Origin of the sequence: Paenibacillus silvae (assembly GCF_014639235.1) — a bacterium.
In the GTDB taxonomy this organism is placed as follows: domain Bacteria; phylum Bacillota; class Bacilli; order Paenibacillales; family Paenibacillaceae; genus Paenibacillus; species Paenibacillus silvae.
In genome coordinates this window covers 41,145-67,728 of record NZ_BMFU01000004.1, presented here as the reverse complement: position 1 = coordinate 67,728, position 26,584 = coordinate 41,145, and the positions used below count along the sequence as shown (strand labels likewise).

Annotated in this window: 26 protein-coding genes; 11 read left to right on the top strand and 15 right to left on the bottom strand. The window is 49.1% G+C overall.

The genetic code is table 11. From position 1 onward, the window contains the following. Positions 1 to 10 precede the first annotated feature (10 nt). The gene (locus IEW26_RS14650; RefSeq protein WP_111271560.1) at positions 11 to 499 is read left to right on the top strand and encodes a sporulation membrane protein YtrI; all 489 of its coding nucleotides are present in this window, start codon (positions 11 to 13) and stop codon (positions 497 to 499) included. Between the two features lie 94 nt (positions 500 to 593). Then, positions 594 to 914 carry a YtpI family protein gene (locus IEW26_RS14645; RefSeq protein WP_188592955.1) on the top strand — a complete coding sequence of 107 codons (321 nt, stop codon included), beginning with the start codon at positions 594 to 596 and terminating at the stop codon, positions 912 to 914. A 161-nt stretch (positions 915 to 1,075) separates the two neighbouring features. Here IEW26_RS14645 and IEW26_RS14640 read toward each other — a convergent pair whose 3' ends face one another. The 3 genes from IEW26_RS14640 to IEW26_RS14630 all read right to left on the bottom strand — a co-directional run bounded on the left by IEW26_RS14640 (position 1,076) and on the right by IEW26_RS14630 (position 3,615). After that, positions 1,076 to 2,410: a DRTGG domain-containing protein gene (locus IEW26_RS14640; RefSeq protein ID WP_188592954.1), complete on the bottom strand. Its 1,335-nt coding sequence runs from the start codon at positions 2,408 to 2,410 to the stop codon at positions 1,076 to 1,078. A 229-nt stretch (positions 2,411 to 2,639) separates the two neighbouring features. Further along, a complete protein-coding gene (locus IEW26_RS14635) occupies positions 2,640 to 2,927 on the bottom strand; it encodes a hypothetical protein (RefSeq protein WP_188592953.1) in 288 nt (95 codons plus the stop codon). A gap of 340 nt (positions 2,928 to 3,267) precedes the next feature. Further along, entirely contained in the window at positions 3,268 to 3,615 is a 348-nt protein-coding gene (locus IEW26_RS14630; RefSeq protein ID WP_145403003.1) for a YlbF/YmcA family competence regulator, read from the bottom strand. Positions 3,616 to 3,846: 231 nt separating this feature from the next. On the opposite strand from IEW26_RS14630, the gene IEW26_RS14625 reads away from it, so the two are divergent. The 5 genes from IEW26_RS14625 to IEW26_RS14605 are packed head-to-tail and all read left to right on the top strand — an operon-like array spanning position 3,847 to position 10,202. Beyond that, entirely contained in the window at positions 3,847 to 5,214 is a 1,368-nt protein-coding gene (locus IEW26_RS14625; RefSeq protein WP_145403004.1) for a YheC/YheD family endospore coat-associated protein, read from the top strand. Between the two features lie 29 nt (positions 5,215 to 5,243). Beyond that, positions 5,244 to 6,452 (top strand): YheC/YheD family endospore coat-associated protein, encoded by a 1,209-nt coding sequence (locus tag IEW26_RS14620; RefSeq protein ID WP_145403005.1) that lies wholly within the window; start codon positions 5,244 to 5,246, stop codon positions 6,450 to 6,452. 52 nt (positions 6,453 to 6,504) lie between these two features. Further along, positions 6,505 to 7,878: a YheC/YheD family endospore coat-associated protein gene (locus IEW26_RS14615; RefSeq protein ID WP_145403006.1), complete on the top strand. Its 1,374-nt coding sequence runs from the start codon at positions 6,505 to 6,507 to the stop codon at positions 7,876 to 7,878. Next, a complete protein-coding gene (locus tag IEW26_RS14610; RefSeq protein WP_188592952.1) occupies positions 7,878 to 8,984 on the top strand; it encodes a YheC/YheD family endospore coat-associated protein in 1,107 nt (368 codons plus the stop codon). Before IEW26_RS14615 ends, IEW26_RS14610 begins: the two co-directional genes overlap by 1 nt. Before the next feature lie 36 nt (positions 8,985 to 9,020). Further along, complete coding sequence (locus IEW26_RS14605; protein ID WP_188592951.1) at positions 9,021 to 10,202, top strand: YheC/YheD family endospore coat-associated protein; 1,182 nt, start codon at positions 9,021 to 9,023, stop codon at positions 10,200 to 10,202. Between the two features lie 106 nt (positions 10,203 to 10,308). On the opposite strand, the gene IEW26_RS14600 is transcribed toward IEW26_RS14605, so the two are convergent. From IEW26_RS14600 to IEW26_RS14560, 9 genes are all read right to left on the bottom strand, one after another. Then, complete coding sequence (locus tag IEW26_RS14600) at positions 10,309 to 12,219, bottom strand: alginate lyase family protein (protein WP_188592950.1); 1,911 nt, start codon at positions 12,217 to 12,219, stop codon at positions 10,309 to 10,311. Further along, positions 12,216 to 12,551, bottom strand: coding sequence for a cupin domain-containing protein (locus IEW26_RS14595; RefSeq protein ID WP_145403010.1), 336 nt, complete (start codon positions 12,549 to 12,551; stop codon positions 12,216 to 12,218). The genes IEW26_RS14600 and IEW26_RS14595 overlap by 4 nt, the downstream gene beginning before the upstream one ends. 91 nt (positions 12,552 to 12,642) lie before the next feature. Further along, positions 12,643 to 14,043: an ABC transporter substrate-binding protein gene (locus IEW26_RS14590; RefSeq protein ID WP_188592949.1), complete on the bottom strand. Its 1,401-nt coding sequence runs from the start codon at positions 14,041 to 14,043 to the stop codon at positions 12,643 to 12,645. Positions 14,044 to 14,175: 132 nt separating this feature from the next. After that, positions 14,176 to 15,783, bottom strand: coding sequence for a helix-turn-helix domain-containing protein (locus IEW26_RS14585; protein ID WP_188592948.1), 1,608 nt, complete (start codon positions 15,781 to 15,783; stop codon positions 14,176 to 14,178). Between the two features lie 15 nt (positions 15,784 to 15,798). Continuing rightward, entirely contained in the window at positions 15,799 to 17,541 is a 1,743-nt protein-coding gene (locus IEW26_RS14580; RefSeq protein ID WP_229729870.1) for a cache domain-containing sensor histidine kinase, read from the bottom strand. A gap of 121 nt (positions 17,542 to 17,662) precedes the next feature. Next, the gene (locus IEW26_RS14575) at positions 17,663 to 18,547 is read right to left on the bottom strand and encodes a carbohydrate ABC transporter permease (RefSeq protein WP_188592947.1); all 885 of its coding nucleotides are present in this window, start codon (positions 18,545 to 18,547) and stop codon (positions 17,663 to 17,665) included. 24 nt (positions 18,548 to 18,571) lie between these two features. Beyond that, positions 18,572 to 19,462, bottom strand: a complete 891-nt coding sequence (locus IEW26_RS14570; RefSeq protein WP_111271545.1) for a carbohydrate ABC transporter permease — start codon at positions 19,460 to 19,462, stop codon at positions 18,572 to 18,574. Between the two features lie 186 nt (positions 19,463 to 19,648). Next, positions 19,649 to 20,335, bottom strand: coding sequence for an HAD family hydrolase (locus tag IEW26_RS14565; protein WP_145403014.1), 687 nt, complete (start codon positions 20,333 to 20,335; stop codon positions 19,649 to 19,651). An 18-nt stretch (positions 20,336 to 20,353) separates the two neighbouring features. Next, on the bottom strand, positions 20,354 to 21,334 hold the full coding sequence (locus tag IEW26_RS14560; protein WP_229729869.1) for a Gfo/Idh/MocA family protein: 981 nt from the start codon (positions 21,332 to 21,334) through the stop codon (positions 20,354 to 20,356). 343 nt (positions 21,335 to 21,677) lie between these two features. On the opposite strand from IEW26_RS14560, the gene IEW26_RS14555 reads away from it, so the two are divergent. From IEW26_RS14555 to IEW26_RS14540, 4 genes are all read left to right on the top strand, one after another. Then, positions 21,678 to 23,315: a thiamine pyrophosphate-binding protein gene (locus tag IEW26_RS14555; protein ID WP_145403015.1), complete on the top strand. Its 1,638-nt coding sequence runs from the start codon at positions 21,678 to 21,680 to the stop codon at positions 23,313 to 23,315. A gap of 12 nt (positions 23,316 to 23,327) precedes the next feature. Further along, complete coding sequence (locus tag IEW26_RS14550) at positions 23,328 to 23,696, top strand: carboxymuconolactone decarboxylase family protein (RefSeq protein WP_145403016.1); 369 nt, start codon at positions 23,328 to 23,330, stop codon at positions 23,694 to 23,696. A gap of 229 nt (positions 23,697 to 23,925) precedes the next feature. Beyond that, positions 23,926 to 24,267, top strand: coding sequence for a hypothetical protein (locus IEW26_RS14545; RefSeq protein WP_145403017.1), 342 nt, complete (start codon positions 23,926 to 23,928; stop codon positions 24,265 to 24,267). A gap of 60 nt (positions 24,268 to 24,327) precedes the next feature. Beyond that, a complete protein-coding gene (locus IEW26_RS14540) occupies positions 24,328 to 25,320 on the top strand; it encodes a 3-oxoacyl-[acyl-carrier-protein] synthase III C-terminal domain-containing protein (RefSeq protein ID WP_188592946.1) in 993 nt (330 codons plus the stop codon). A 149-nt stretch (positions 25,321 to 25,469) separates the two neighbouring features. On the opposite strand, the gene IEW26_RS14535 is transcribed toward IEW26_RS14540, so the two are convergent. From IEW26_RS14535 to IEW26_RS14525, 3 genes are read right to left on the bottom strand one after another with little or no spacing between them, the layout of a single operon-like run. Continuing rightward, complete coding sequence (locus tag IEW26_RS14535) at positions 25,470 to 26,039, bottom strand: manganese catalase family protein (protein WP_111271537.1); 570 nt, start codon at positions 26,037 to 26,039, stop codon at positions 25,470 to 25,472. A 24-nt stretch (positions 26,040 to 26,063) separates the two neighbouring features. Next, entirely contained in the window at positions 26,064 to 26,342 is a 279-nt protein-coding gene (locus IEW26_RS14530; protein WP_188592945.1) for a spore coat protein CotJB, read from the bottom strand. Beyond that, the gene (locus tag IEW26_RS14525; protein WP_188592944.1) at positions 26,311 to 26,571 is read right to left on the bottom strand and encodes a spore coat associated protein CotJA; all 261 of its coding nucleotides are present in this window, start codon (positions 26,569 to 26,571) and stop codon (positions 26,311 to 26,313) included. Before IEW26_RS14525 ends, IEW26_RS14530 begins: the two co-directional genes overlap by 32 nt. Between the last annotated feature and the right edge of the window lie 13 nt (positions 26,572 to 26,584).

Here is a 26,584-nt window from a genome sequence, read left to right as displayed (position 1 = left end):
ATAACAAGCCATGAGACTTCCTCCCTTCTCCCGTTACCGCCCGCTGATGCGTATGACTGCTGTTTTTGTGCTGGGAATGATCGCTGGATGTGTCGTGTATAACGGAGTGTTTCATGTGAGCTACAACCAGTTGTGGCTAAACAACCAGGAGCTGCAGCTGCAGCTGCATCAGAACGAGGAGGATATCAAAACGCTGAAAAAATACAGTAAACGCCAAACGGTAATCAAGGAGATCAAAATCCGCGCAGAGGAATCCGATAAAGGGCCGGATGAGGCTTCACTGAAATTGATGCTTCAGAAGCTGGGGGACGATCTGGAGGTACTGCGTGGAAGAGATGTATTTAACATTGATGAGTACAGCAAAATGACCCGGATCATGCTCAACCAGAAAATCTATATGGTCAGAGAAAAGGAATATGTCGTTCAGGTCAAAACAATGCTTGTCATGGAAGGTGTGCTTCAGGTGTGGGTACAGATTCGGATGCACGTACCAGCTTAATCTCAGGAAAAACTTCAAAAAACTGCCCTTGTCTGCACGATCACATGATACAATGAGGGCAGTATATGTTTTTCAGAAAAGGAGCTGCTTCTGCGTGTTGATCGAAGTATTCAAATATGTGCTCATTGCTCTGTTCGCCATCGTTATGATCTGTTCCGCACTGAACAGCATTCGTTCGCGCCGGACTCCAGACCCGCATCTTGCAGGCTTGTATCGTTCCTGGACGAATATCTGGATGGGCTGTATGCTCATGCTTCTTGCGTTGATCCTGATGTTTGTCTACACCGGATCTACACTGTCTGTTATAGTGGAAGCGCTTTTCCTGGTAATCGGTGCCTATAACGTATTCGCCGGATTACGTAACCGCAGTTATTACGCCAGGCTTCAACAGCGTTCCGGTGACGCATCGGCTTAACGATCAAACAATTAGTGTTTGCCCAGCGCAACCAACCGCACCAAAAAAGAGAGCATGCCCGCTGAACCGGGATGCTCTCTTTTGGGTTATTTGCTCACATATAACCTGTCTTTATTATTAAATCCAATTCGATTTACGTAACTATTTACAAAATGCTCACCCTATGCATGATCTATGGATTGCAGGGTCATTACAGCTTTACACACCACACTGCCCTCTCGGGTGATGACGATGTCCATTTTGCATGTACGACGGCTGGTCTCCAGAATCATCGGACGTACAATAATCTGATCCTCAATCTGCACCGGACGCACAAAATACGTCGTAACATTATCTACCACATGGTCGTTTCCTGTTACATCCCAGGCAGCTCTTCGTCCAGCCTGTGTCATAATATTCAGCAGTACCCCTTCCGAGATCGTGCCGAGATCCGTAGCCATCTGGGGAATAATAAATCCGTGAAACAGCAGTTCATTATGCTCCCCGCGTTCCTCTGCGAATCCATTCCAGATCAGATGATCAAATGTTTCGCCAAGCTGCGGCTGCTTCTGGGCATCCCGCATAGCCTGAAGCACTTCCTTGCGTGTAACGGAGGCGATCAGTTTACGGTTGCGGTCTACAATTGGCAGGAAATCAATGCCTTCCCAGGTCATGATCTGCGCGGCCGAGGCCAGAGATGTTTGCAAGGATGCTGTAACCGGGCGGCGAACCACACACTTTTCAATACTTTGGTCTGACTGTAGCTCACTGACATCCTTCAGACTAACAATGCCGATAACGCGATTCCACTCATCTACAACGGGAAAACGATGCTCTCCGGTCTCGGAAACCAGCATATGGAAATCTGCGGCAGAACTGTTCACTTTAAGCACCTGCAGCCGTGGTTTCTGGCCGATAATGTCCTCGACCAGCATAATTTTTTTCTTGATCAGCCGGTCAAAAATCGCACGGTTAATCATGGAAGCCACCGTAAATGTATCATGCCTGGAGGAAATGATGGGCAGCCCCAGCTCATCTGCCATCACTCTCACATCCCTGCTTGTGCCAAATCCGCCAGTAATCAGTACGCCCGCCCCCTGCTCCAGTGCAAGGGAGTGCGCATCCTCTCTGTTACCCACAATCAGCAGGCTTCCAGCATCAATGTAACGTGCCATGGCCTGCTCTTTCATCGCTCCGATTACATACTTGTGCAGCGGTTTCGTCAAACCTTCATTGCCACCCAGCACATGACCTTCAACAATCGTAACCACATCGGCAAAGGTCAGCTGCTCCGACATTCCCCGTGGTCTTTTCTCAATCCGAACGGTTCCAATTCTCTCTTTGGTTACGACCAATCCGAAGTTTTCTGCCTCTTTTACCGCACGATATGCCGTTCCTTCACTCACGCCCAGTTCACGCGCCAGTCCTCGCACAGAAATTTTGCTTCCGACCTTCAACTGCTCAATATGCTGAAGAAGCTGCTCATGCTTCGTGACGTTTTCCTCTTGTCCGTCCATCTGTACCACCCCCGAAGTTGCATCTGTACCATACTGTATCTATTATAACATGATTGAAGGAAAATAACCCCATACGGGCTGTAGACCTTAGAGAATAATATACAGTGCTTTACTGTGCATTCTATTCCAAAGTGCCTTCACCACGTCTGCATACAAATAAAGACCGAAACCCTATAACAATCAAGGATTCCGGTCTTATTCAGGTACACGGGCAGGACCCGTGCAATCTTTATACAGACTTTCTTTGTTCCTGCTTGTCCAGCAGCTTCATCTCCCACTGCCGCAGCTTCGCCCGTCGTACTGCCTCCAGCGCACGTTTCTTCTCCTCATCGACACCAAGAATGAAATGCAGGTGAGCTCCTACAATCAACAGGGAAAACAGCACCCATACGATGCCAAAAATATTAACCCAGTCCAACCCACCGGCAAAGGAAATTCGCGGAAGTGCAATGACCAGCATCGACAATGCAACCAGCAGATAGATAACATGCTTTGTTTTATTCAACCTCTTCACCATTCACAGCTCCTTCGTTCGTTGATCTGTGATAAGTCGAACCAAAGTTATTTATACGTTTCACTCCAATGACAGAATAACCTTCCAATCGCTGTTATCCCCAGATTTTTTCGATTCCTTTTTCAAAAGGGAAAATCTGGTGATAAAGGCGAGGCTTATGCTTCCGATGCAGCTTTCTTTTAGAAAGCTTTTAGCTTCGCTTTTTTAGGTCTTTTCTGTCCTCTCCGTTTCAGTATAAATGATGAGTTCAACTTATATAGGTCAACTCTATATTGCTAGTCTATGAACGATTCAGAAGTAATATGAGAGGTTTAGAGAAAAAACGGACAAGTTCGTGTCTGTCTTAGGCTTCCGCTCCGCCGTACAGATGAGCGAGGCTGTCTGCAATAATTTTGTTAACATCTTCGATAATTACGCTAAGACGACGCTCTGCATCAAACAGACGGCGGATGTTCAGGTTCAGGCTCAATACCTCGAACAGCTTCTCCATTTTCTCCATCTCATCCGGTGCAGGCATGTCCCCGCTCATCATCCGCTGCTGCAGTTCCATCTGCTGATTGCGGAAGTTATCCAGCATCGCTTTCGCTTCCGGATCGGATTCAATCAGTTTCATCGCAGAAGTAATCTCCTCTACCTCCGTGCTTTCTCTCAACGCTTTTGCCAGATCATTGGCCTTGTCATAAATATTCATTATGATTCCTCCTCGAATTGGTTGTTTCATCCATGTGAATTCGTATTGCTATGCTCTCAAACCAAAGCTCTGGATCAAGCCGCCCGAAAAGTCCCAAATCAAACACATTTAATTCCGGGTGGGTCAATCACCAAGGGGTATATGTCCTCATATGATGAAGCACATGCCATGTTCAGATGCCGTTCAACTTCAAGATCAGACATCAAGCTGCCGCCCGGAAGGAGATCCGTGATGTCCACTAAAAAAGTAACGATACAGGTTACCGGCTCGGGCATCCTGCAGGACGACGTCATCATGCTGGGCGAAGGGGTCCTCAAGGCACTCAAGATTCCTTCAGGAAGGCCTCTTCAGCTGCAATTCGGCTCTTACCGCCGTGAAGTTACCGTCATTCCGGTTCCCCGGTATGACGGGCTGAGACTGAATCAGACGGTAGCCAGCAAAACCGGCCTTGTGCCCCGTTCGGTCCTGAGGGTATCTTACCGTGCTTCCAGCCATACGCTTCGCCTGGGACCTTACATCAGCGTTATGGTCAGCCAGGATTACCCCGATCAGCCTGATCGGCCCTTTGGCTCTATTACGATGTTCTGCCAGGAATTAGTGCATGCCTGCCGAAAGCAGGGCGCCTATGTATCCTTTTTCACACCAGAGGACATCGGAGCAGTAACCGGCTATATGAAAGGCTGGGTGTATGATGAGGGCTGGAAAAAGACCGTTCTGCCGATAGCAGATGTAGTCAATAACCGGCTGACGTCCCGCAAACTCGAGAACAAACCTAGCGTACAGCATTTTATGAAAGAAGTAAAATCGCTGTACGGCACACACACCTTCAATGAAAAGTTTCTGGACAAAAATGAAGTGTTTGACGCACTCAAGTCCATCCCGACACTTAAGCGGGTTCTGCCTGAGTCCCATTTACTCAAAGCATCCAGCATGCTCAAGACGATGTGTCAGCGTTATCCGGTCATCTTTCTGAAGCCGGTACGCGGCTCACTGGGCAAAGGCATCATCCGGGTATCCCGCCAGCCGGACGGAAGTTTTATGACTCTGGCGACAAGTGTCGGAGGTACCCGCAAGCAAACTTATGCTTCACTGGATAAACTGTATGCCAGTATGTCCGGAAAAATGAAAACAACGCGTTATCAGATCCAGCAAGGGCTGACCCTGATTGATAACAGCGGCAGACCTGTTGATTTCCGCGCGCTTGTGCAGAAGAACAAAACGGGCAAATGGAGCGTAACCTCCATCGTTGCCCGCATTGCAGGCGGCAGTCATTATGTGTCCAATCTGGCACGGGGCGGAAGTCTAAGCACGGTGAAGGAGGCTGTGTCCAAAACACAGCTGTCCAGTAGTGCGAAAGCTTCGGCGTATGCAGGACTACATTCAGCCGCCCTGGATATTGCCAAAGGCATCGAGAGTGCTATTCCTGCCCATTTTGGCGAACTTGGCATTGATCTGGCTCTGGATACGAGCGGACGTGTCTGGCTGCTTGAGGTCAATTCCAAACCATCCAAAAATGATAATACACCGCTGAGCGAAAGCAAAATTCGCCCTTCGGTCAAGGCCATGCTTGAATACTCCACATATCTGGCCGGATTTTGAAGTTCATCCTATGAAGGAGGTGCAGCATTATGCTTACATCTATGCAGCGCTATACGATGGCTGTCCTCGTCCGCGAAACAACAGGGGCACCTCCTTTCGCAGATGAATACTTCTGCCGCCGGCTCAGTATGGGAAGCTCCAGATACGGGATGCGAATTGTTGTCATTCCCATTCCATCCAGCTTGAGTGAGAGTTACATTCGCAGAGGTTACATCTACGACTGGAAAAATCAGAAGCAGTGGCTGGCCGTTCACATTCCAACCATTGATCTGGTTATGAACCGCTGCCTGCGGCCTCTCTCTCGAAGGGCAAGGCAGCAGATTGAAGCCTTTCTGCCCCCTGCATGCAGCCTGCGGGAGCGCTCATGGTCAGCCAGTCTGCCTGGCAAATGGGACATTTATCAAGCTCTGTCGGGGCCTGGTCCGCTTCGCAAAGTGCTCATACCTACTTCACGGGTGGGATCGTCTATTCCCTGGGAAAGTTGGCTTGCGCGCTGGCCCAAAGGTTTATTTTTCAAACCCGCATCAGGAACTCATGGCAAAAACACCTTTCGTCTGTCTACCCTAAAGACGCCATCTGCCTGGATTGTTGAGGGCCGAAACGCAGACAACGAATACTTTCATCAGACATTTCAGCAAGCATCGGACGTATCTTCCTGGCTGGAATCACATCAGGCTGTACAAAAGATGATTGTGCAGCCTTATCTGGAGCTTAGCCATTTCGGAAGAGTATTTGATATCCGGGCGCTGCTGCAAAAAAACGGGCATGGCCGCTGGACGCTCACAGGCTGCATGGTACGCGAAGGCCCCGAAGGCTCTCTCACCTCGAATCTTCACGGCGGGGGCACCGCGTATCCAACTGATGAATACCTTACCGAACGATACGGTACAGACCAGGCTGCACTGTTGCTGCAGCAAATCAGGCATGCTGCTGCTCTCATCCCTCCGCTGCTGGAGAGCCGTTTCGGCAGGCTTGCAGAACTGGGTCTGGATTTTGGAGCGGATGCGGATGGCAGATTGTGGCTGATCGAAGTGAACTCCAAGCCAGGCCGCACTTCATTTGCGGAAGCCAAGGATGAACACATGCACGCCCTGACGTATACACGGCCGCTTGCTTATGCCCGTTATCTGCTGCAGCAAATTGTTCTCGCGGACGTCTCGCGTCCAATGAAAATGCCGAATTCATCCAGCAAAGCTGGCCTGAAACGCATCCTGATTCCAGGCGGCCAGGGCCTGTAATGCCTGCTTGCCATGGAGCACAAGGATCTTTTTCAGGATAGGAGGATAAATCATGAGTTTGACCTTTTGTAATCTGCATTTCACTCAAAAACCCGAAAAAGTAGTCTATGTATCCAATGCTTTAATGAAAAGCCTCAACCTGTCCGGCAAAAAAACAATTCACCTTCGCTTTGGCCGTGATCGCGTGCCTGCTACCATCAAACCGATTCGCAAGGCCGGGAAACATCTGTATCTGGCATCCGGCATTCGTAATCTAATGAACGTACCCAAACGCGGCAGCATTTATCTTCGCAACCTTCAGAATGATGAGGTTCAGTTAGGCCCGCTCATCGGCGTGTTATCCGACGGCTCATCCTCAAGCTCGAATCCGTTTGGTTCACGTACAGGATTCATCAAGCAGCTTCTTCGTGAAGGAAGCCGTAAATCTTATATTTATGCCTTCACCCCGCGGGATATCAACTGGCAGAACGAGACGGTTTCCGGTTACTTTCTGAACGAGAGCGGCAGCTTTATCCGCAGAACTGTGCCGCTGCCGGATGTGGTTTACAATCGTTTGCCGAGCCGCCGTTCTGACTTCTCACCAGCCATCAATCAGCTGCGGGAGCGATTTATTCGCCGCAAAATTCCTTTTTTCAACTGGAGCTTCTTCAACAAATCAGATATATACAACCTGCTGGAGAACGAGCCGACCGCAGGACGTTATATCCCCGAGTCCATCACTAATCCTACGGTGGAACAAATGAAGGAAATGCTGGAGCGGCACCAGTTCGTATATTATAAGCCAACCGCAGGCAGCCTCGGCAACGGAATCTATCGCTTGACCTATTCGCCCAAACGCGGATATTTTGCACGGTATCGTAAAAAGGGCGGCAATGCCCTGCTTCGCTTTGGCTCCTTTAACAGCCTGATGCGCATGCTCCAGGGCAGACATGGCAAGCACCTGCGTGGTTACGTTGTTCAACAGGGAATACGCCTGATCGAGATTGATAATTGCCCGATTGATTTTCGTTTTCACATGCACAAAAACGGAAACAACCAGTGGGTCGTTGTTGGCATCGGGGCCAAAAAGGCAGGACGCGGAAGTGTAACCACTCACATCAAAAATGGCGGTTCTCTGATGACGCCTGAACAGGCACTCAGCCGCAATTTTGGAGAACGGGCGGGCGAGGTTCTGCAGCAGGCGAAAGCCGTCGCTATCACACTGGCCCAGGCGATTGAATCCCAGCACCAGCATCTGATTGGTGAGATTGGCTTTGACCTGGGCATTGATCAGGAGGAACATGTATGGATGTTCGAAGCGAACGCCAAACCCGGGCGCTCCATCTTCCGTCACCCTTCACTCCGGCTGGAGGGAAAATCATCGGTGGAACACATTTTGGAGCACTGCCTGTATCTGAGCAAATTTCGGAAGAGGGAAGGTATTTGATGAGCCTTCACGATGATTTCAAACCCGTCATCGCCGTGCTCACCATGCATGATCAACAGCGAATGTTCAGAGGGAATCATCAAAATTTTCAGGATATTTTGCAGACGGGCGAGAGCATGGGATATGTCGTTTATATTGTGACGGTCCGCGACCTTGATGTGACTGGACCTACAGTGAAGGGATATACGTACAACAAAGGGAGCGGCAAATGGATTTCACAGCCGTTCCCGCTCCCTCATGTTTTGTATAACCGGATTCCGAATCGGGAAGACGAGCGCAAACCTTCCGTTCAGCGCAAAATTGACGAATGTCTTCAATCCGGCATCGAGCTGTATAACCCGTTCTTTTTCAACAAATGGAATCTGTTTGAATGGCTCAAAAAATCCAAGTCCACCCAGAGGCTGATTCCACATACCCGGCGAATGCGGAGTGCGTCTTCACTTGGCACGGTGCTGCGAACCTATCCTTATCTGTATCTCAAGCCGGAGAGCGGCAAAGCGGGCAAAGGTATTATGATGCTCAAATTTCAGGAAAAAGAAAAACTGCCGTATCGGCTTAAAATACAAAATACTCGAAAAAGCATGACCTACAAAGCAGCAACATTATCCAAGCTCTGGGCAAGGATTCGCAAGGAAACCGGGCACACGCCTTACATCATGCAGCAGGGCATCGAGCTGGCCTCCTCTCATAAACGTCCTTTTGACCTCCGTGTGCTTGTACAGAAAAACGGCAAGGGGCAGTGGAGTGTGACCGGGATCGGGGCACGGCTGGCAGGCTCCCGCAGCATCACAACCCATGTGCCTCGAGGTGGTACAGTCGAAGATCCCGAGAAACTGCTCACCGATCTGTTCGGGGAAGAGATGACAACAGCCCTGATGAAGCGGGTAAAGTCCACTTCCCTGATGATTGCGAGACAGGTTGAACGAGGTTCAGGTTATAAGCTGGGAGAAATGTCGATGGACCTGGGTGTAGATGATCTGGGGGAAATCTGGTTCTTTGAAGCCAATGCCAAGCCGATGAAGTTCGACGAGCCACAGATCAGACGGCGTTCACTGGAGCGCATTTTCCAGTACAGCGCTTATCTCGCCCGCCAGTCTGCTCGATGACGGACAGAAATCTGTATACAAAGAAGGTGATTGTTTGTGTCCTCACCTGTTCTGGGTATTATGACGTTGTATTTGAACGAACACCGCGCTCTTGAAGAACGAAGCATCTATCGCCGGATGATTCTTGAAGGGCGCAAACGGGGACTCGATATTTACGTTTTCACTCCTGCAGATGTGCATTCCGGCGGCAGGCAGATCGAAGCGATGGTGTATGATCAAAAAAAAGGATGGTCCAGGGAATGGCGTACATTCCCTGATCTGATTTTCGACCGGTGCCGCATTCAACGCAACCATCGTTTCCAGCAGCTGCTTGCCTTTCGTCAAAAGTATGGGCATCTGCTCTTCCTCAATCGTCCGCTCCGTAACAAGTGGACGATTCATCAGACACTTTCCGAGAAACCGTCCTTCCGGCAGCATTTGCCCGAGACAGTGCTGTTTCAGGATATGTCCGATGTCAACCGTATGCTGAAGGCTTCCTCGCTGATCTACCTGAAGCCGATCAACGGCACGGGCGGGCGTGGTATTCTGCGCGTGGAGCGCATCAGCAAGGAGCCTAATACGGTGCTGGTTCAGGGCCGGGATCAGAAGCGGCGTATCATCTCACCACGCAGGGTGCATCTATCCAGACTCGGCCCGCTTCTCCAGCACTGGAACATGAAAGATAAATATCTCGTGCAAAAAGGAATTCAGCTTCAGCTCCCCAATGGGAGAGTGCATGACTACCGTATGCTGGTCCAGAAAAATGGAGAAGGCAAGTGGGAGCTTACGGGCTGCGCAGGACGGATGGGCGCAGAGAAAAGTGTCACCTCCAACCTGCATGGCGGTGGTCAGGCCGTTGCCATGGAACGATTATTAAAGCAGTGGATTCCCGAAGAGGAACTTCGGTCAGAAGTAACGGCAACTGCCGGGAAATTCGGGATTGATGTGGCTACATTTCTGGAGGATACGTATGGGGCCCTTTGCGAGCTTGCGCTGGATTTGGCGATAGACAAAAACGGACACATCTATCTGCTGGAGGTTAACCCCAAGCCTGCTCGCGAAGTCTTTGCCCGCATTGGTGAGCGCAGCATCTATTCCAAAGCGATTACACAGCCTCTGGAATACGCTTTGTGGGTATACCGCAATCGGTCAGAAGGGTCAGAAGGCATAGTCAGCAAACCTTCTCCCAGACCGGTTACAAAAGCTGCAAGGATGAAACGAGGCCGCAAGGTGAGATGAAAAACGTATTTAGGAAATAAAACAGGATTGAAGGTTCATCAGCTTGAACCTCAATCCTGTTTTATTCCGCTTTATTAACTATCTTTTGCAGACTATCTCCCTGCATCTAGGCCCAGCTTACCTTGTGCTCATCAATCATAATCCGACCTTCCTGGCCCTGATACGTATAAGACAGCGTCATCCTCATGCGCTCTGGTTCCAGTGTGTAGTCCATCACTTGAATGGCATCTTCTACCTCATTCGATGGCAGGCAGATCGCGGCAACGCCCACCTTGCCTGAAAACTGCGCTTTGCCCTGAAGCACAGCCGTTTCGGACTTCGAGCCATACATTTCGGAAATCCATCCCTCTTGTTTGGTGATGTCAAACGTTTCCCTGCCCTTTCCTTCCATCACAAATTTGATGCACACCTTGTCAGGAGCATGGTCAAATCGAATGCCCGCCCGCTGCTTGGCAAGGTCGTCCTTGACCAGCACAAGTCGCGCTTCAGGATGCAGATGGAACCGCTGCTCCAGCGTATGGGTGTTCTCTGCAGCAAGCCAGTCCACAATCAGCAGCAGAGGTACACTTTTACCCGCAAGCACCCAGCGGCGATGCGTTACCGGATCTGGCAAATGTGTGTATCCATCCTGGGAAGCATCAATAAAGTGATAGCATGTATGACTTTCATAGCGATGAGTTATCGCTTTTGCCTCAGGCTGACCCCACTGCTGTGTAGATACATAAGGGGTTTGGTCAGCCCCGTCGATCGTAACCGTGTTATGTGCCCGTGTACTTTTGAAATAATGTCTCCATTGTCCTTCCTCGTACGTATAACGTCCGGTATCGGTGAAGAACAAGCGCTTGTTCCACATCCACTCGATATTCAGCGCATCGGCATGACCGTGCGCTCCGCCCATCGGGGCTGCATCAAAGAACAAATAGTGACACTCATCTCTCATGATATAGTACCCTGTCTGCGCGAAGGAGCGACTTGGCAGAACACGTCCGGCCTCCGACTGCAGCCTGACACATTGCTCATATTTGGCTGCGCCGACTAACCAGAGACACTCCGAGCTGTCCGTCCCCCTTGCGATCAAATCCTCATCGTTCAAAATCGCACCCAGCAGCGTCAGCCGCTGACGACCATCGCTCCGCCAGTCCGAATCCCCGATGCCTGTCGATTGATGATCCGGTCTGATCATGGCCTCGGTAAACGCAGCCATGTTCCGCAGGCACTCTCCATACCATGCCGAGAACGGGTGTCCCGTAATGCCTGCGAGCAGATAAGGTGTGCCGAACATTTCAATACTCGCGTTGTGATAATGGGTGTTCAGCTCCACCTGAATGCCTTCCTCATTTAACTGATGCAGCAGACACAGCTCCAGTCGCTCTGCAGCAACCTGACGCCAGAAAGGACTGCGCGGGTGCTCCTTGTAGAATGCCGCAATCATGAACAAACCCTGCATATGCATAATGGCATGATTGATCTCCGTACTGCCCAGATAATGTGTCAGGAACTCCGCGTGCTCCTCCAGCCCCTGCAGAAATTCACTGCGAAAAGCCTCGTCCAGCTGTGGACTTTCTTCCATATATTTGTGCGCTGCAATCCACGATTGCACACGCAGACCTGTTTCAAGCAAACGCCATGGGCCCGGCTTCTGAAAATATACAGCCTCGTCATAGGGCAAATCAACGGGTACCGGATTTTGCTCTCTCCAGGTACGAAAATGATCTATAAAAGTTGTCACATACAGCGGATTGCCTTTCATCAGATAGGCTTTACCCAGATCAAGCATATGCCAGTGTCTGTTGATACCCCAGGTAAATTCCAGGTCGTTCGTTGGATTATGAAGCCAATCCACCGGTGTTCCGAGGGGAATCCAGTTCGTCAGATCATTGGTATACGGTACGATGAATTCATTCAACACGGCACGATTGGCGATCATCACTGAATTACGTGCTTCCTCCGGGAAATGCTGCTGGTAATAAAGTGCCGCCTGCTGCAGTTCGTCAGCTGAAAGGTAAAAGTCATTCATTGGTCTGCCTCAAGGAAATCCTGACGAAACGGTGTAAACACATCCAGTATGACCGCATCCTCCAGCGCCTTTACACCATGAGGCACATTCAAGCCGGCATAGAAGCTGTCTCCGGCTTTGAGAATACGTGTTTCATCTCCCACCTGAACCTCAAAGCTTCCCTTGACAATGTAGCTGACCTGCTCATGCGCATCGTGGGAGTGAACTTCACCGACTCCACCTTTGCTGAACGTAACCTCCACCATCATCAGTGTACCGCCCATACCTAAAATTTTACGCGAACTTGTCTCATTAATGATGTGTGGCTCAACGGATTGCTGATTAATGATCATTTGTTCTACCCCTCTCTTCATAAAATAAAGATGATTTTCTATTAAATAGAAGCGGCCGAAGTGTGTAGACGACGGCCGCCCTATGCAGTGCTTACTCTTCAGTAGACAGTTTACCTTGAAGCTTTGAAGAATCAAAGGATGGATCAGCCGTTACCTTGGTCAGGCCAGCCGCTTTGCTTTTCTCAAGTGCTGCATTATAACGAGTATCCAGATCTTTGATCACAGCATCCAGATCACCGCCAGTGAATACATAAGCGGAGAAGGCTTCTGCCCATTTCATACCTTCCAGGGAGCTTTCCGTAATGATACCCGGATTTGCCGGGAAGATGGCGTCAAATTTTTTCGGCAGGAAACCTTCAATGCCAGGAATGCTTGGTTTTTTACCGGAGCTGAGCACGGCAGGAATCAGTGAAATACCATAACCTTTCTCATAGTATTCGCTTTGAAGATCTGTGCTGTAGACATACTCCATGAACTTCCATGCCGCCTCTTTATTTTTGGAATCCGCGTTGATGCCGATGTAAGAACCACCAATAACCTGAGAAGCTCCTTTAATCGTGCCATCATCGGTTGGTACAGGCGCAGCGCCCCAGTTTTCTTTGGTCGGGAACTGATCCTTATACACGCCCGGCTCACCGGAGTGATTGATGTACATACCGATTTTGCCTTGTGCGAATTGCGCTCTCAGCGGATCGATATCCAGACTTTCCACCCCTGGCAGCATGCTGCCGTCCTGGTTCATTTGGCGAAGTGCCTCGGCAATCGATTTGTACATACTGAAGTCAAACTGACCTGTTTTGTAGTTAAACCCGTCGATACCCACGTTGGTGCTTGCACCAGCGATGGTGTTTGCCGCTCTCCAGAAACCGCTGCCACTCTTGAACGGGCTGGCAAAGCCATAGATGCCTTCACTTTTGCCGACCTCGGTAATTTTCTTTGCATCCGCTACCATCTCTGCAATTGTTTTAGGCGGAGCAGCAATGCCTGCTTTTTGGAAAATATCTTTATTGTACACCAGTCTCCAGATCTGGCCTGTGTTTGGAAGGGAATAGATTTTACCGTCGATAGTGTTTTTATTTTCAATCAGACTGTTCTTGAACGTCGTTTTCATCTCTTCGCTCATGTAGCCGTCGATTGGGGCAAGATACCCCTTCTGATAATAGGTCTGAAAATCATTGACTTGGAAAACGTCGGGAGCCTGTTTGCTCGCAAAAGCAATATCTACGGCCTGTGGATAATTATCTCCCATGACGGTCATTTCCACTTCAATGTTGTCTTTGTTGTTCTGGTTGAACTGATCAATCTTGGATTTCATGAAATCAGCGTCATGACGGTCCGGAGTCCAATAGACCACTTTCGTTTTGCCACTGTTCTGTTCTCCGCCACCCGCCGCTGTTCCCCCGTCTGTTTTCGTTCCACTATCCGTAGAACAACCAGCCATCGTTAATGCAAGCACAGCACTTAGTGTAGTCATCATCCACTTTTTAACCATTGAAATGCCCCCTTATGCTTGTATGGACAACCCTTGTTTGGCTACCCGTTAACGTAATGATAAACGCTCTCTTGATGTCGAAGTGAGGGACATTCTGACTATGCATGGTGGGAAAAATAACGATCTATGTCCTTATCCGTTCTCATACATCTGCCTGAAGTGAGTAGGTGTCATGCCGCAATACTTCTTGAACAGACCGCTGAAATAAGGCCTGTCCTCATATCCCAGCATCTGGCATATTTCCTGCACCTGCACACCTGCAACGAGCAGTTCCTTCGCCTTTTCCATTCTCAGCTTCGTAATATACTGGATCAGGGTCATGCCTGTCTCCTTTTTGAACGCATTGGCAAAGTAGCTTGGACTTAAATGAACTGACTGGGCACAAGTCTGCAATGTCAGGTTTTCGGACAAATTCATGCTGATAAATTCCTGGGATTTGCTGATGGCTTGTTTCACATCCGTGAGTCTTTTTTTGTCCATAATCTCACAGCCCATACTGCTGAAATGTTTGATGTAAGCTCCCCAGCCATCGAAGGTTAACGAGCGCATCGCTTCAAGCACAGTCAGATCAGCCTCCAGACGAAGACGCTCCTCCTCTGTAATCTCATCACAGAACGCGCGGTAGATGGCAAAGGCCAAGCCGGACAAAAGGCGTATCATCGTTAGCGGCTCAGGAAAGCCCTTGGCATTTTGCCATGACTCCAGAATCTCATCAATGATCCGATGACAACTGCACTCATTGCCACATTTCAGCGCATAGAAGAGCTCCTTTTCCTTTTCCAAGGGATACACCGGGGCGACCACCTCCTGATTCTCCAGCTCTGCATACTGAAAAATGCAATTCCCCTCGCTGTAAAAGCGATAAGATATGGCTTTATCAGCGTTAGCGTAGGACATCCAGATCTCCTGAGGTCTGCGGGCCATCGTGCCCAGTCCGATCGAAATGGTCTTTTTGCTGTACTGCTCTACATTGTGACGACATTGCTCCATGAGCTCGGATACTTCAATCTGCTCGGAGGTGTTGAATATCGCGGCCAGCCGATATCGGCTTTCACGCAGCACAACGCTACGGGTATATCGATTCAGCGTTTCGCTCACAATGTTTTGCACGGCAAAGGGAACAATTTCTGCATCCAGATGCATCGTGGAACCGCAGCGTGTATACCCGTCCACCTCAATGACCATCACATTCAGATTTGAGGAATCCAGCTCAATGTGCAGCTCATCCCATCGGCTTTCATTCAGAAACCCGCCAATCTCGTGCCGCAGCAAGCCGAGAAGATAGCTTTGACGTTCATATTCACTGCTGCTGACCGCTTTCTGCTTGAGCTTCTGCAGTTGCTTTGACTTTGCTTGTTCATTCTCAATCACCTGTCTTACCTTGAGCACTGCGCCCAAAATATCTTCCGGGGTAAACGGTTTAAGCAGATAATCAAAGGCGCCTAGCTTGATCGCTTCCTGGGCATATTGAAAATCGGAATACCCGCTGATAAAAATAAATTTGGACGGCAGTCCGGCATCCATTGCTTGCTTCATGAGTTCGAGTCCGCTGAGCCGAGGCATCTTGATATCTGTAATCACGATATCCGGCTGCTGTTCCACCAGAAGGGACCAGCCTTGCTCTCCATTGTTCGCTGTGCCAACAATCCGGACATCATGCTCCTGCCACGGAATAGTGGACGTTATGCCTTTGACTACAGCCTGAATATCATCCATGACACACATCGTCAATTGCTCCATACGTACCGCTCCCTCCTAGCTGATGGGAATGGTGATAACCACCGTGGTTCCCACATTGATTTCACTCTGAAAACCAAGCGAAGCCTGTTCGCCGTATTGCAGGTTTAATCGGTCAACGAGATTCGATATGGCGTACCCTTTTCGTTCTCCTGCTGGCAGCTCTTCAGCATGAATTTTGGCCATGTCCATGCCGCATCCATTGTCAGCGACCTCCAGGCGCAGGGTGTGCTCATGACATTCTATTCGGATCAGAATAAATCCCACATCTTCTTTGTCATTAAAGCCATGCAGTATCGCATTTTCTACGAGAGGCTGGAGCAAAATTTTCAAAATTTCAATGCTTCTGCAGGACTCGTGCACCTCGATTCGGTATTCAAACAAGTCCTCGTAGCATTTCTGCTGCAGTTGCATGTACTGCTCGACATGTTTGATCTCCTGCTCAACGGTGGTAATATCCTTTCCGTCATTCAGGCCAAGTCTGAAGAGCAGGGAGAGTGACACGATCATAGCGCTCACATCTTGTTTCTCTCCGCTCTCGCTTTTCCAGAACATCGTATTCAAGGTATTGTACAGGAAATGGGGGTCAACCTGAGCCTGCAGCGCCTTCACTTCCAGTCGCCGCTTGTCCTGCTCCGTGGCCCGCACCTCTTCAAACAAAATCTGGATCTGGTCCAGCATCCGGTTAAACCGGTGTCCCACTGCACTGACCTCATCATCATATTTGCTGCGGAATCTTACATCCAGATCATTGTATTCCACTTCGACCATGAGCCGGCGCAGTTTGTTGAGCGGTTTCAAGAGTGCGGAGGATAACAGGTCGGATAACCCGAGTGCAAGCAGTATGCAGAACAGCATAATAAGGATAACGAGCCACCGGATTTTCTTGAGCGGTGACAACAAATCGGCCTTGGACTGAACGCTCACCATCACCCATTCCTCATTCATGGAAAGAGATGAATAATTCACCAGCATGTCTTCTCCCTGTACGTTCGTATAGGTAAAGTCGCCCGAGCCGGAATTCAAGAGCTGTGCGAAACCTGGCTCCGTTACCAGATCAAATGTGCCCGAGCCGGGACGAATGATCTCATCTCCATTTCGATGCAGCAAAAACAGTTGTACCTGATTGTTCATCAAATCCTGATTCAGAATATCCCGCATAGCGGCTTCTCTCATGTTCACAACCATGTATACTTCCGAAAATGTATGATTATCCACCACAATCGGCTTGAGCAGCAAGGACAGCACATTCCCTCTGGATTGGAACAGCTGACTCGGATGTGAGCCGAACCACATCGTATTCCAGCCTGGCTGCTTCACATATTCTCCGTATTCCTGCTCAAAAGCAGTGCTCTGGTTCGGAAAATCCTTTGTTGGAAAAAAATTTCCGATCGGTGTCTTGAGATACGCCGTATCAATCAGCGGCTCTACCAGCTTCAGCTGCGCAAAGGTCGTCTGAAGCAGGGAGAGATTCTGATAATAACGGGTTTCATTATGATTGCGAACATCCTGCATCACCTGAGAGAACGTATCACTCAGCATAAACGAATAAGAAGAAACGACGATGTGGCGCAGATGCTCGTCCATGACCTGCACAGACTTGTTCAGAATGCTTTGTTTCAGCTGCAAGGCATTCCGCTCTATGCTCCGGGCAGCAAAGAGATAAGAGCATATGCCCGTTACACTGATACATAAAACAACGAGAAAAATATATATAAGCTGTATCCGTTTTTTCAAGGACATCTGGTAGAAGTAAGACATGATAGGCGGTCACTCCTTGAACGAGGGCTGGCCTTGTCCGCTGTAATTTTAACAAGAGTATAGCACAGCGGAATCTGCTCGGAATACCATCCCCTGAATCTCGATTGTTCCGTTTGGCCGCCTAGCCTTTGACAGCCCCAAGCGTAACTTGCATAAACGATTTATTGGCAAAAATATACACGATTAACAATGGCAAAATCGACAGGCAGGCCCCAGCCATCATCAACTGCACCTCTGCCGCTGCTCCGATTCCGTAGCGCAGATTCGCGAGACCAACAGGCAATGTTTGCAGCTTGGGATTGCTCATCGTAAATACAAAAGGAAGGATATACTCGTTCCATGAGTTCTGGAACACACCCAAACCGGCAACCGCCAGACCCGGACGCAGCAGCGGCAAAATAATGCGCCAGTACGTAGTGAAGAAATTACAGCCGTCGATCATGGCCGCCTCATCCAGCTCACGGGGGATGCTTTTGAAGAAACCGACCAGAATAAAATAGGTTGCGGCATGAGCACTGATTAGTATAATGATGACGCCCCATAATGAATTGTTTAATCCGAGTTTGACCATCAGATCAAATTGCGGACGGAGCACCACCGCTCCAATGGAGATGAACAAGGTGGACGCCATGAGCAAGGTATAGGCTTTTTTCCCTTTGAAGTTAACCCGGTCTACTGCATAAGCTGCCATGGAAGATACCAGTAATGTGCCCACGGTTGTCGCAATGCTTACAAAAACGCTGTTGATGGTAAAACCGGAAAAATTCGCAGTTTTCCATGCCTGGGCATAATTCGTGAACTGCCATATTTTCGGCCAGATGGTTGCTCCGCCTGTCAGCTCCTGATTGGATTTGAATGAACCTAACAGTACAAGAACAATCGGGAACAACGATAATAGCGCAATGATAATCAGAAATATAAAGAGCACTGTTCGTTTGGTCCAGCGCGCCCACCTGAATGAGCCTGTAGCATTTGAACTTGAAGGTGCAAGCACGGTTTGAGTCATCATCGTTTCCTCCTGTTCATTCATTTAGTAAACATCATTAAGCTTTTTGGAAATCTGGAAGTAAATAAGCGTAACCGCACCTACCATGAGAGCCGTTGTGAAGCCGACTGCACTTCCGTATCCCAGCTGTTGAAGGGATTGCGTATCTGCCGATACCGGGAACAGCAATTTGAACAGGTACAGGTACATAACCTCTGTTTTCCCATACGGGCCTCCTTCGGTTAATACCATAATGCTCTCGTAACCTTTAAGCGCGGTTGTGATGGCAAGCATAATGATCATCTGCAGAACTGGCCCCAGCAGCGGAATGGTTACGTTGCGGAGCTTCTGAAACTCACTCGCCCCGTCCAATGAAGCCGCCTCATATAGTTCCTCTGGAATGCTCTGTAAGCCTGCGATGAACAACAACATGTAGTTGCCGACAGCGCCCCAGATGGCAATGATGATGGTCGTCAGCATCGCATGATCCGCCCCCAGCCAGCTGATCGGCTCGCCAATGATGTGATATTTGAGCAGCAGCTGATTCAGAATACCGTTATATGAATTGAAAATTATAAAAAACACGATAGCCATAACCGAAGCACTGAAGATGGTCGGAAGATAAAATACCGCTCTGAATAACGAACGGCCACGCCACTTGCGATTCAGAATAATAGCGAGAATGAGTGAAAGCGGGATCGTAACGACCAGTTTCCCGAGCGCGTAAACCCCTGTATTTTTGACAGACTCCCAGAACTGTCCGTCCCGTATAATCCGCCCGAAGTTATCCAGTCCGATAAACACGGGTTTGCCGATGCCCTGATAGTCATAGAACATATAACGCAGAGCCCATAACAACGGATAGATTCCGAATACCAGTGTGAGGAAAAGGCTTGGCAGTATGAAGATGTAGGCGTTCAGTTTGGATGGTTTCATCAGTTTCAGGCCCCCTATAGCTTTTGAATGAAAGTATAGAGGGATTTACTACCGATGCGGGATAGGGAAATCAACTTTCTACAGGGGAGGATGTGACTGCGTGATCAGAACAAAAAAACCTGCACAGACGTCAATCACGCCTGTAATGCAGGTTTGTGGAATCGTATTCTATAATCGTGCAGCAGCTTACTCCGCTTCTTCGTAAAGTCGCAGCAGCTCTGCAAATTCGGAGATCAGCGCATCTGATCCAGCCAGTTCTTCGTCTCTTCCGAATCCGGCATATGCACAGCCAATGACGGTTTGATGATTCATTTTACCCGCTTCGACGTCCGAGGAACGATCCCCCACCATCCATGCATCCTGAATCCGGTGTTTCTGCAGCAAAATCTGAACGAGATTGATTTTGGAAGGTGTTTTATACTGTCCCGCACTGTATACCCCTTCAAACAAGGGCATAATCTCGTGGGCGAACGCCACCCCCTTGACATAATCCTCCAGACCGTTGCTGGCAACAAACAGACGAACGCCTTGTGCCTTCAGCGCTTCAAGTGTTTCTTTCACGCCGGGATACAGCCTGGAGCTGCCACCGTCCAGTCCTTCAATCTCCAGCTGCAGCAGCAACTCATCTGCCCGGCGATGAGCCGCTTCCGATGCCTCAGGCATAACCACCTTCCAGATATCCTCCAGCAGCATGCCCAGACTGCCCAGCATCCGCTCTTCCGGCGGCGTTTCACCTTCAAAATGTCCTTCTGCACGCAGCGTATCAAATAACTGATGGTAGGCAGGCAAAAGCAAGGTCTCTGTCTGAAACAACGTGCCATCCATATCAAAAATCATCGCTTCCGGTTTGCGCAGTACCGTTTTTTTCGTCATATCCATCATTCCTTTCGATTAATTCTTCCGCAATGCCTCCAGCACCTTTTGTGCCTCATATCCATCCTGGAATGTGTATATTTTTCCGGGTTTACCCTGTATACGATTGATCACATGTTTCAGAACAGGCAGCTCGCTTGAGGATTCCAGCACTTCCACCGCAGACAGCGGCTGTCCGATAGGTCCGCTCATCAGCTCATCCCAGTTTTCCAGCGCGATCGTGCCTTCCGTTCCGTATACAACCATAGATACCCGTTCCTCGCCAGCAAAGTGAGAAATGCCCTGTACATGAATGCGCGTTCCATCAGACAGTGCAAGCACGGCCTGGACTTCTTGCTCACACGCATCCGGCTGATCTGCAGGATAAGTCACTCGGGCTTCCAGCACATGAAGCTGCCCAAACACCTGCTGCATCATATGAATCCAGTGAATGCCCACCTCCAGGATGAAGCCTCCCTGCTCACGGCTTGTAATCCAGTCATTCTGCTGCCAGGAGCGCGGCCACTGCGGGAATTGCAGGATTAGATCTATTTTGCGAATGCTGCCTACAGCATGCTGTCTAATCATGTCCTGCAGCTTGAGCACCGCAGGTTCATGCGGCATAGAGAAATGAATGGCGTTAACTACTCCAGCCCGCTCTGCGGCTTGCTCGGCTGCTTCCAGCATCTGGCCTGCTTCTTCCAGACTGTTCGCCAGCGGTTTCTCACAGAACACATGAATATTGCGCTTCAGCGCTTCCATAACGACCGGATAATGATATCTCGGCGGCACAGCAATGTATACCAGATCAATCTGCTGCTCGTCCAGCAGCTGCTGGTAGTCAAGATATGTTTTCACAGATGGATGGGCTGCAGCAAAAGCTTTCAGACCTTCGTCATTGGCATCACATACCGCAGCAATTTCCACGGGCCGTTCCATCTGTGTATTCTTCGCTTGATCAATCATATGTAAGCCCATTTTCCCCAGGCCGATCACAGCCATTTTCAATGCATTCATCATAATTACCTCCAGTTCACTTTCAGTATAGCAGAAATCCTGTGTCAGATACGCTGTTCGATCATTACATTATCGCACCATTGCGTCATTACGTTAATTCATATAGGTAATTAGTTGTAGAACATACATCACATTTATGTAATCGAATTCATTAAAATTGAAGCGTTCACAACTTTAGAATCAGGAAATTAGATTCACGAAAGTGTTGACAAGAAAACACAAAAAAAGATACGATTTCTAATATCAAGGAATTATTCCTTTTACAACCTTAGAGAAATACCAACATGTGCAATCGGATAAGCCGCCTGGTTCTAAAAACCTACTACTTGAAACGAGGTGTTCACGCGTGAGAACTGTTGCGGATTACTTGGCAGAAGCACTGCGCAATCTGGGCGTCACTCATGTATTTGGTATTATCGGAAAATCAATCTGTCCCGCTCTTCTGAAAATGGTCGATCACGGTCTGGAATTCATCCCCGGTCGCCACGAGGCCAGTTCAGGCTTTGCCGCCTCGGGGTACGCGCTGCAGACAGGTCGTCTCGGTGTAGCCTTCGCTACATCAGGACCCGGAGGAACCAACCTGCTTACGGCAGCGGCCCATGCCAAAGCCAACAATCTGCCTGTTCTGTTCCTTACGGGTCATCAATCCATTCAGGAGCTGGGTATTCCTCAATGTCAGGACTCCTCTTCATATCTGGCCGATCTGGCCGAAATGTTCAGACCCGCTACACTGTTCAGCAAACTCATCGAGCGTGGAGATCACTTTGGCACCATTCTGAGCCATGCCATTTCTATTGCACTTGGTCCAAGCAAAGGCCCTGTGCATCTCTGTCTTCCTTTTGACGTACAAACCGAGCAGCTTCCCGCCTGCCATATTGCTATTCCCGAACCTGAGCCATTACTTAGCATCTCGAATCTGAATCGAATCCTGCCGCTAATCGAGCAAGCACAGCATCCTTTAATTATTGCAGGCAAAGGGGTAACTCGCGCCGGGGCTCATGAGGAACTGCGGCAGCTCGCTGAAACGTTAAACCTTCCTGTGATTACAACGCCCGGCGGCAAAGGAGCCATCGCATGGGATCATGCCTTGTATCACGGCCCCTGCGGCGTAGGCGGCTTCCCGCATGGGGACGAGTTGTTGAATCAAAGTGATCTGTACCTTGTGCTTGGCTCCAGGCTAAGTGATATGACGCTCTGTAATCTCAAGCCGCACAATCATCCGGCACAGCTAATCCAGATAGATACCGACCCAACCTTCGTAGGCAAAATCCTTCAATCCAAAACCTTACATATTACCGGCGACATCAAAGACAATCTGCAATATCTGCTGAGCATCCTGCCTCCGAAGCCTGCTGCTGTCTCCGAAGGTTTCAGCCAGCCTGTACCGTATCAGTCCCGATTACCCGAGCTGCCACATCTGTCTCTCGCAGCTGTGCTGGATCGAATGAGTGACATGCTTCCGTATGATCACAAGTTGTTCGTAGATGATGGAAGTCATGGCTTCCATGCCGTACAGCGATATAAAGTGAAGAAACCGGGCAGTTTCATATTTGATGCCTACTTCGCCTGCATGGGCAATGCCATTGGCATGGCAATCGGTGCCAAGGCCGCTGCACCTGAGGAGACGGTGGTGTGTATTACCGGAGACGGCTGTTTCATGATGCTGGGCACGGAAATCAATACTGCTGTCTGCAAAAACCTGCCTGTCATTTTTATCGTGGTCAACAACAAACAGCTGGATATGGCACTGAAGGGTATGGAAAAAACGACGGGCCGCATTGATGGCACATTGTATGAAGTCCCGATGGATGCTGTTCAATTTGCGGAAGCTTTGGGAGCCACAGCCTACCGCGCAGAAACGCTGCCGCAGTTCTCTACTGCTCTGGAGGCCGCGTTGAAGCTCAAACAAGTCGCTGTCATCGAGCTGCTGACCGATCGGGATGAAATTCCACCAACAGCTCACCGGGTAGTCCATTTGAATTAGGAGGTATGAGACATGAGTGATCAGGTAACACAGGGGCTAGACCGCTTTGCTAAACTTTCCGGTCAGTATGGTGCGAAGGCACTTGCACCAATCAAAGAACATTTTCCAGAGCTGTCCGAGTTTATTATGGGAACGGCATATGGTGATATTTTTCAGCGTACAACCATTACAGAGCAGTGGAAGGAAGTTGCCATTATCTCCTCTTTAATTACACAGGGGCAGTATGAGCAGCTCGGGGTTCATTATGCCATGGCACTAAGTGTGGGCATCACCGTGGAGGAACTGAAGGGCATCCTGCTTCATCTCGCGCCTTGTGTAGGTGCTCCGCGAATTATCAGTGCATTTAATGTGCTGCTTGCCACTATTGAGGAAATTCAGTAAATTTCGTTAAGGAAAATTCAGTAAATTTATCGTTTAGGGAAATCCAATAATTCATCGTTCTACATATATATACAACATTCGACCTTTTTATTGATCTTTTTACAATAATACCTTTATAATATGGGTAAATTATCCTTCCGACCTGTACCATTTGTCTTAGGGTCTATTGGACTGCTTCATTCCATAAGGGATAGCTTTCATTCATATGACGAAGGAGAGATTATGCGCAATGGGAAATTTCAATCTAAAGACAGATGCTTCAAAGAAAGTGCTGCACATTGAGTTGGAAGGTTCCTTCTCCCAAGAGGATGGCCTTCGTTCCATCTCGGCGTATCAGGATACCATCGCTTCCATCAACACCAAAGAGTACAGTTTGGATATCGACTGCAAAAAGCTTAACGTTACTGCACCTGAGATTGTGCCTCTTCTTGAGGGATGCCTGACCATGTTCAAAAAGGATGAATTTCAAAAAGTCGTGTTAACTCTGGAGAACAATGCCATTCTGAAAATGCAGCTTGCCCGACTGGGCCGGTCCGTAGGGCTCGACAATCTGGAGATTATTTCAGCGTAACGATCTGCATCACCTGGCGTTTGTTACAACTCTGTCTTGCCACTTACGAGGAGGATGACGATGGCTGGAATTCGTATTGTAGATATCGACATATATCACCCTGAAACCAAGGTGTACAATGACTTTTACATTGAACATTTTGATGCAAGAGGGGTAGATATACGCGGTTTGTTAAAAGCACTCGGACGTGATTCGCGTTACAAGATTGATCGTGATGACGAAAATTCATTGACTATGGCCCTTGAGGCAGCGCGACAACTTCTCGCCAAAACCGGCTTCACCGGCCAGGATATAGACTTGATTGCGTACGCAAGCCAAACACCGGAGTATATTTTCCCTACGAATTCCTTAATGATTCATCATCTGATCAGCGGAGCAGCCCACACCATCTGTATCGACAGCAATGCCAACTGTGCAGGCATGACGGCAGCCTTTGAACAGGTCAGTCGTCAAATGCTCGGCAATCCGCGAATCAAACGTGCCTTGATTATCGGCTCGGATTATATTGCTCCTCACGCCAGTCCGGATGACCCGGTATACTTCGCTAATTTTGGAGATGCAGCCGCAGCCGTCATTGTTGAACGGGATGAGCACGCTGTTGGTTTTATCGATTCGATCTATCAGACGGACACCTGTGTGTATCAAAATTCGTTATTCCCCGCCGAAGGACTCGCCAAGCTGGGCAGCACCGGAGTAGATGCAGGAGCCTTTCATGTCCAATTCACACCGTTTGACGATTCCATCTGTGTTGACGCCGCCTCCGAATCAATTCGGACCTTGCTGCAGCGAAACGAGATCAGGCCGGACGAGATCAAAGCCGCTTGTTTCTCCCAGCTGTCCATAGCGAATATCCGTGCGGTATCCGATAATATCGGCATCGCAGATGATATCGCCGTATACGTTGGAGACGAGTTCGGTTATACCTCCACCAGCAGTCCGTTTATAGCACTGCATCGAGCCATTACCTCGGGTAAGGTACAGCGCGGTGACAAGGTGTTGTTCTGGACCGTTGGCGCCGGGTGGCAAAATGTTGCCATGGTTGTTGAATATTAATGCATTTATGCATCATCATTTTATACCTGCAGGGCGAATTTAAGGGACACATCCCTCTGATTCGTCCTTTTTCATTTCTCCTCACAAAAAAAGACAGCCCTCACGGACTGCCGATAATCTCTGCTGCCTTCAGCGTTTTCAGACACGCCCTAGAAAATTTTCTTCGTCTCCCGGTCATCCTTGAGAATTTCAACGGCTTCCCGGAAGCGCAGCGAGTGCACAATCTCCCGTTCCCGCAAAAATTTCAGACTGTCCTGCAAATCCACGTCATCCGTTAGATCAATCAACCATTGATATGTAGCCCGGGCCTTCTCTTCGGCTGCGATATCCTCGTACAGGTCCGCGATCGGATCGCCCTTGGCCTGAATATAAGTGGCCGTGAAGGGAACACCAGCAGCATTGTTGTAAAAGAGTGCTCTGTCATGTGCTGCATAATGGGCATCCAGCCCGGCCTGCTCCAGCTGTTCTATGGTGGCATCCTTGGTGAGTTTGTAGATCATCGTTGCAATCATCTCAAGGTGCGCAAATTCTTCTGTACCGATGTCGTTCAGCACACCGATCACTTTGTCAGGAATGGTATAACGTTGATTCAGGTATCTCAGAGCTGCCGCGAGTTCTCCATCCGCACCGCCATATTGCTCCATCAGCAGCTTTGCCATATGAGGATCACATTTGCTTACCCGCACCGGATATTGCAATTTTTTTTCATAAACCCACATTGTACAGGACGCCTCCTTCGATTTTTAGACTTGCCAAGGCCAAGGTGTCTGTGACCACTCCCACGGATATTTGGAAAATGCATGACCAAAATTGGTCAACGGACCATATAGCTGTTGAAACTCATGTGCCACGCGCATGCGCTCCTGACTGAATTTGTTATACTGCTCAATGCTTTGAAAATCTCCCGGATGTGTGTTCAGATACAGATTCAGCTCGACCAGCACAAAATCCAGCGCCTGCAGCTCCTCCAGCAGTTCATAATATCTGGCGTCACAAGCCTTCGGCTGCTGCTCCTTCTCCATCGCTCTCCACCGCCCTTTCCTTTGTTTTCTTCGATGTATACGGACTAAATAATGCGGGCCACAACGTGCCTACTCTCAACGCCTCAGCCGGACTGTATTGCGGCCAGCCCATCGGCTGAAAGGGGATAAACAACTGCGGTGGAACCAGATACGTACGAATGCCTATGGGCTTACACGGATCAAATGGACCTCTAAAAGGCACATAAGCCCGAACCTGCGGATCCTTCATTCCAACAGCCTCC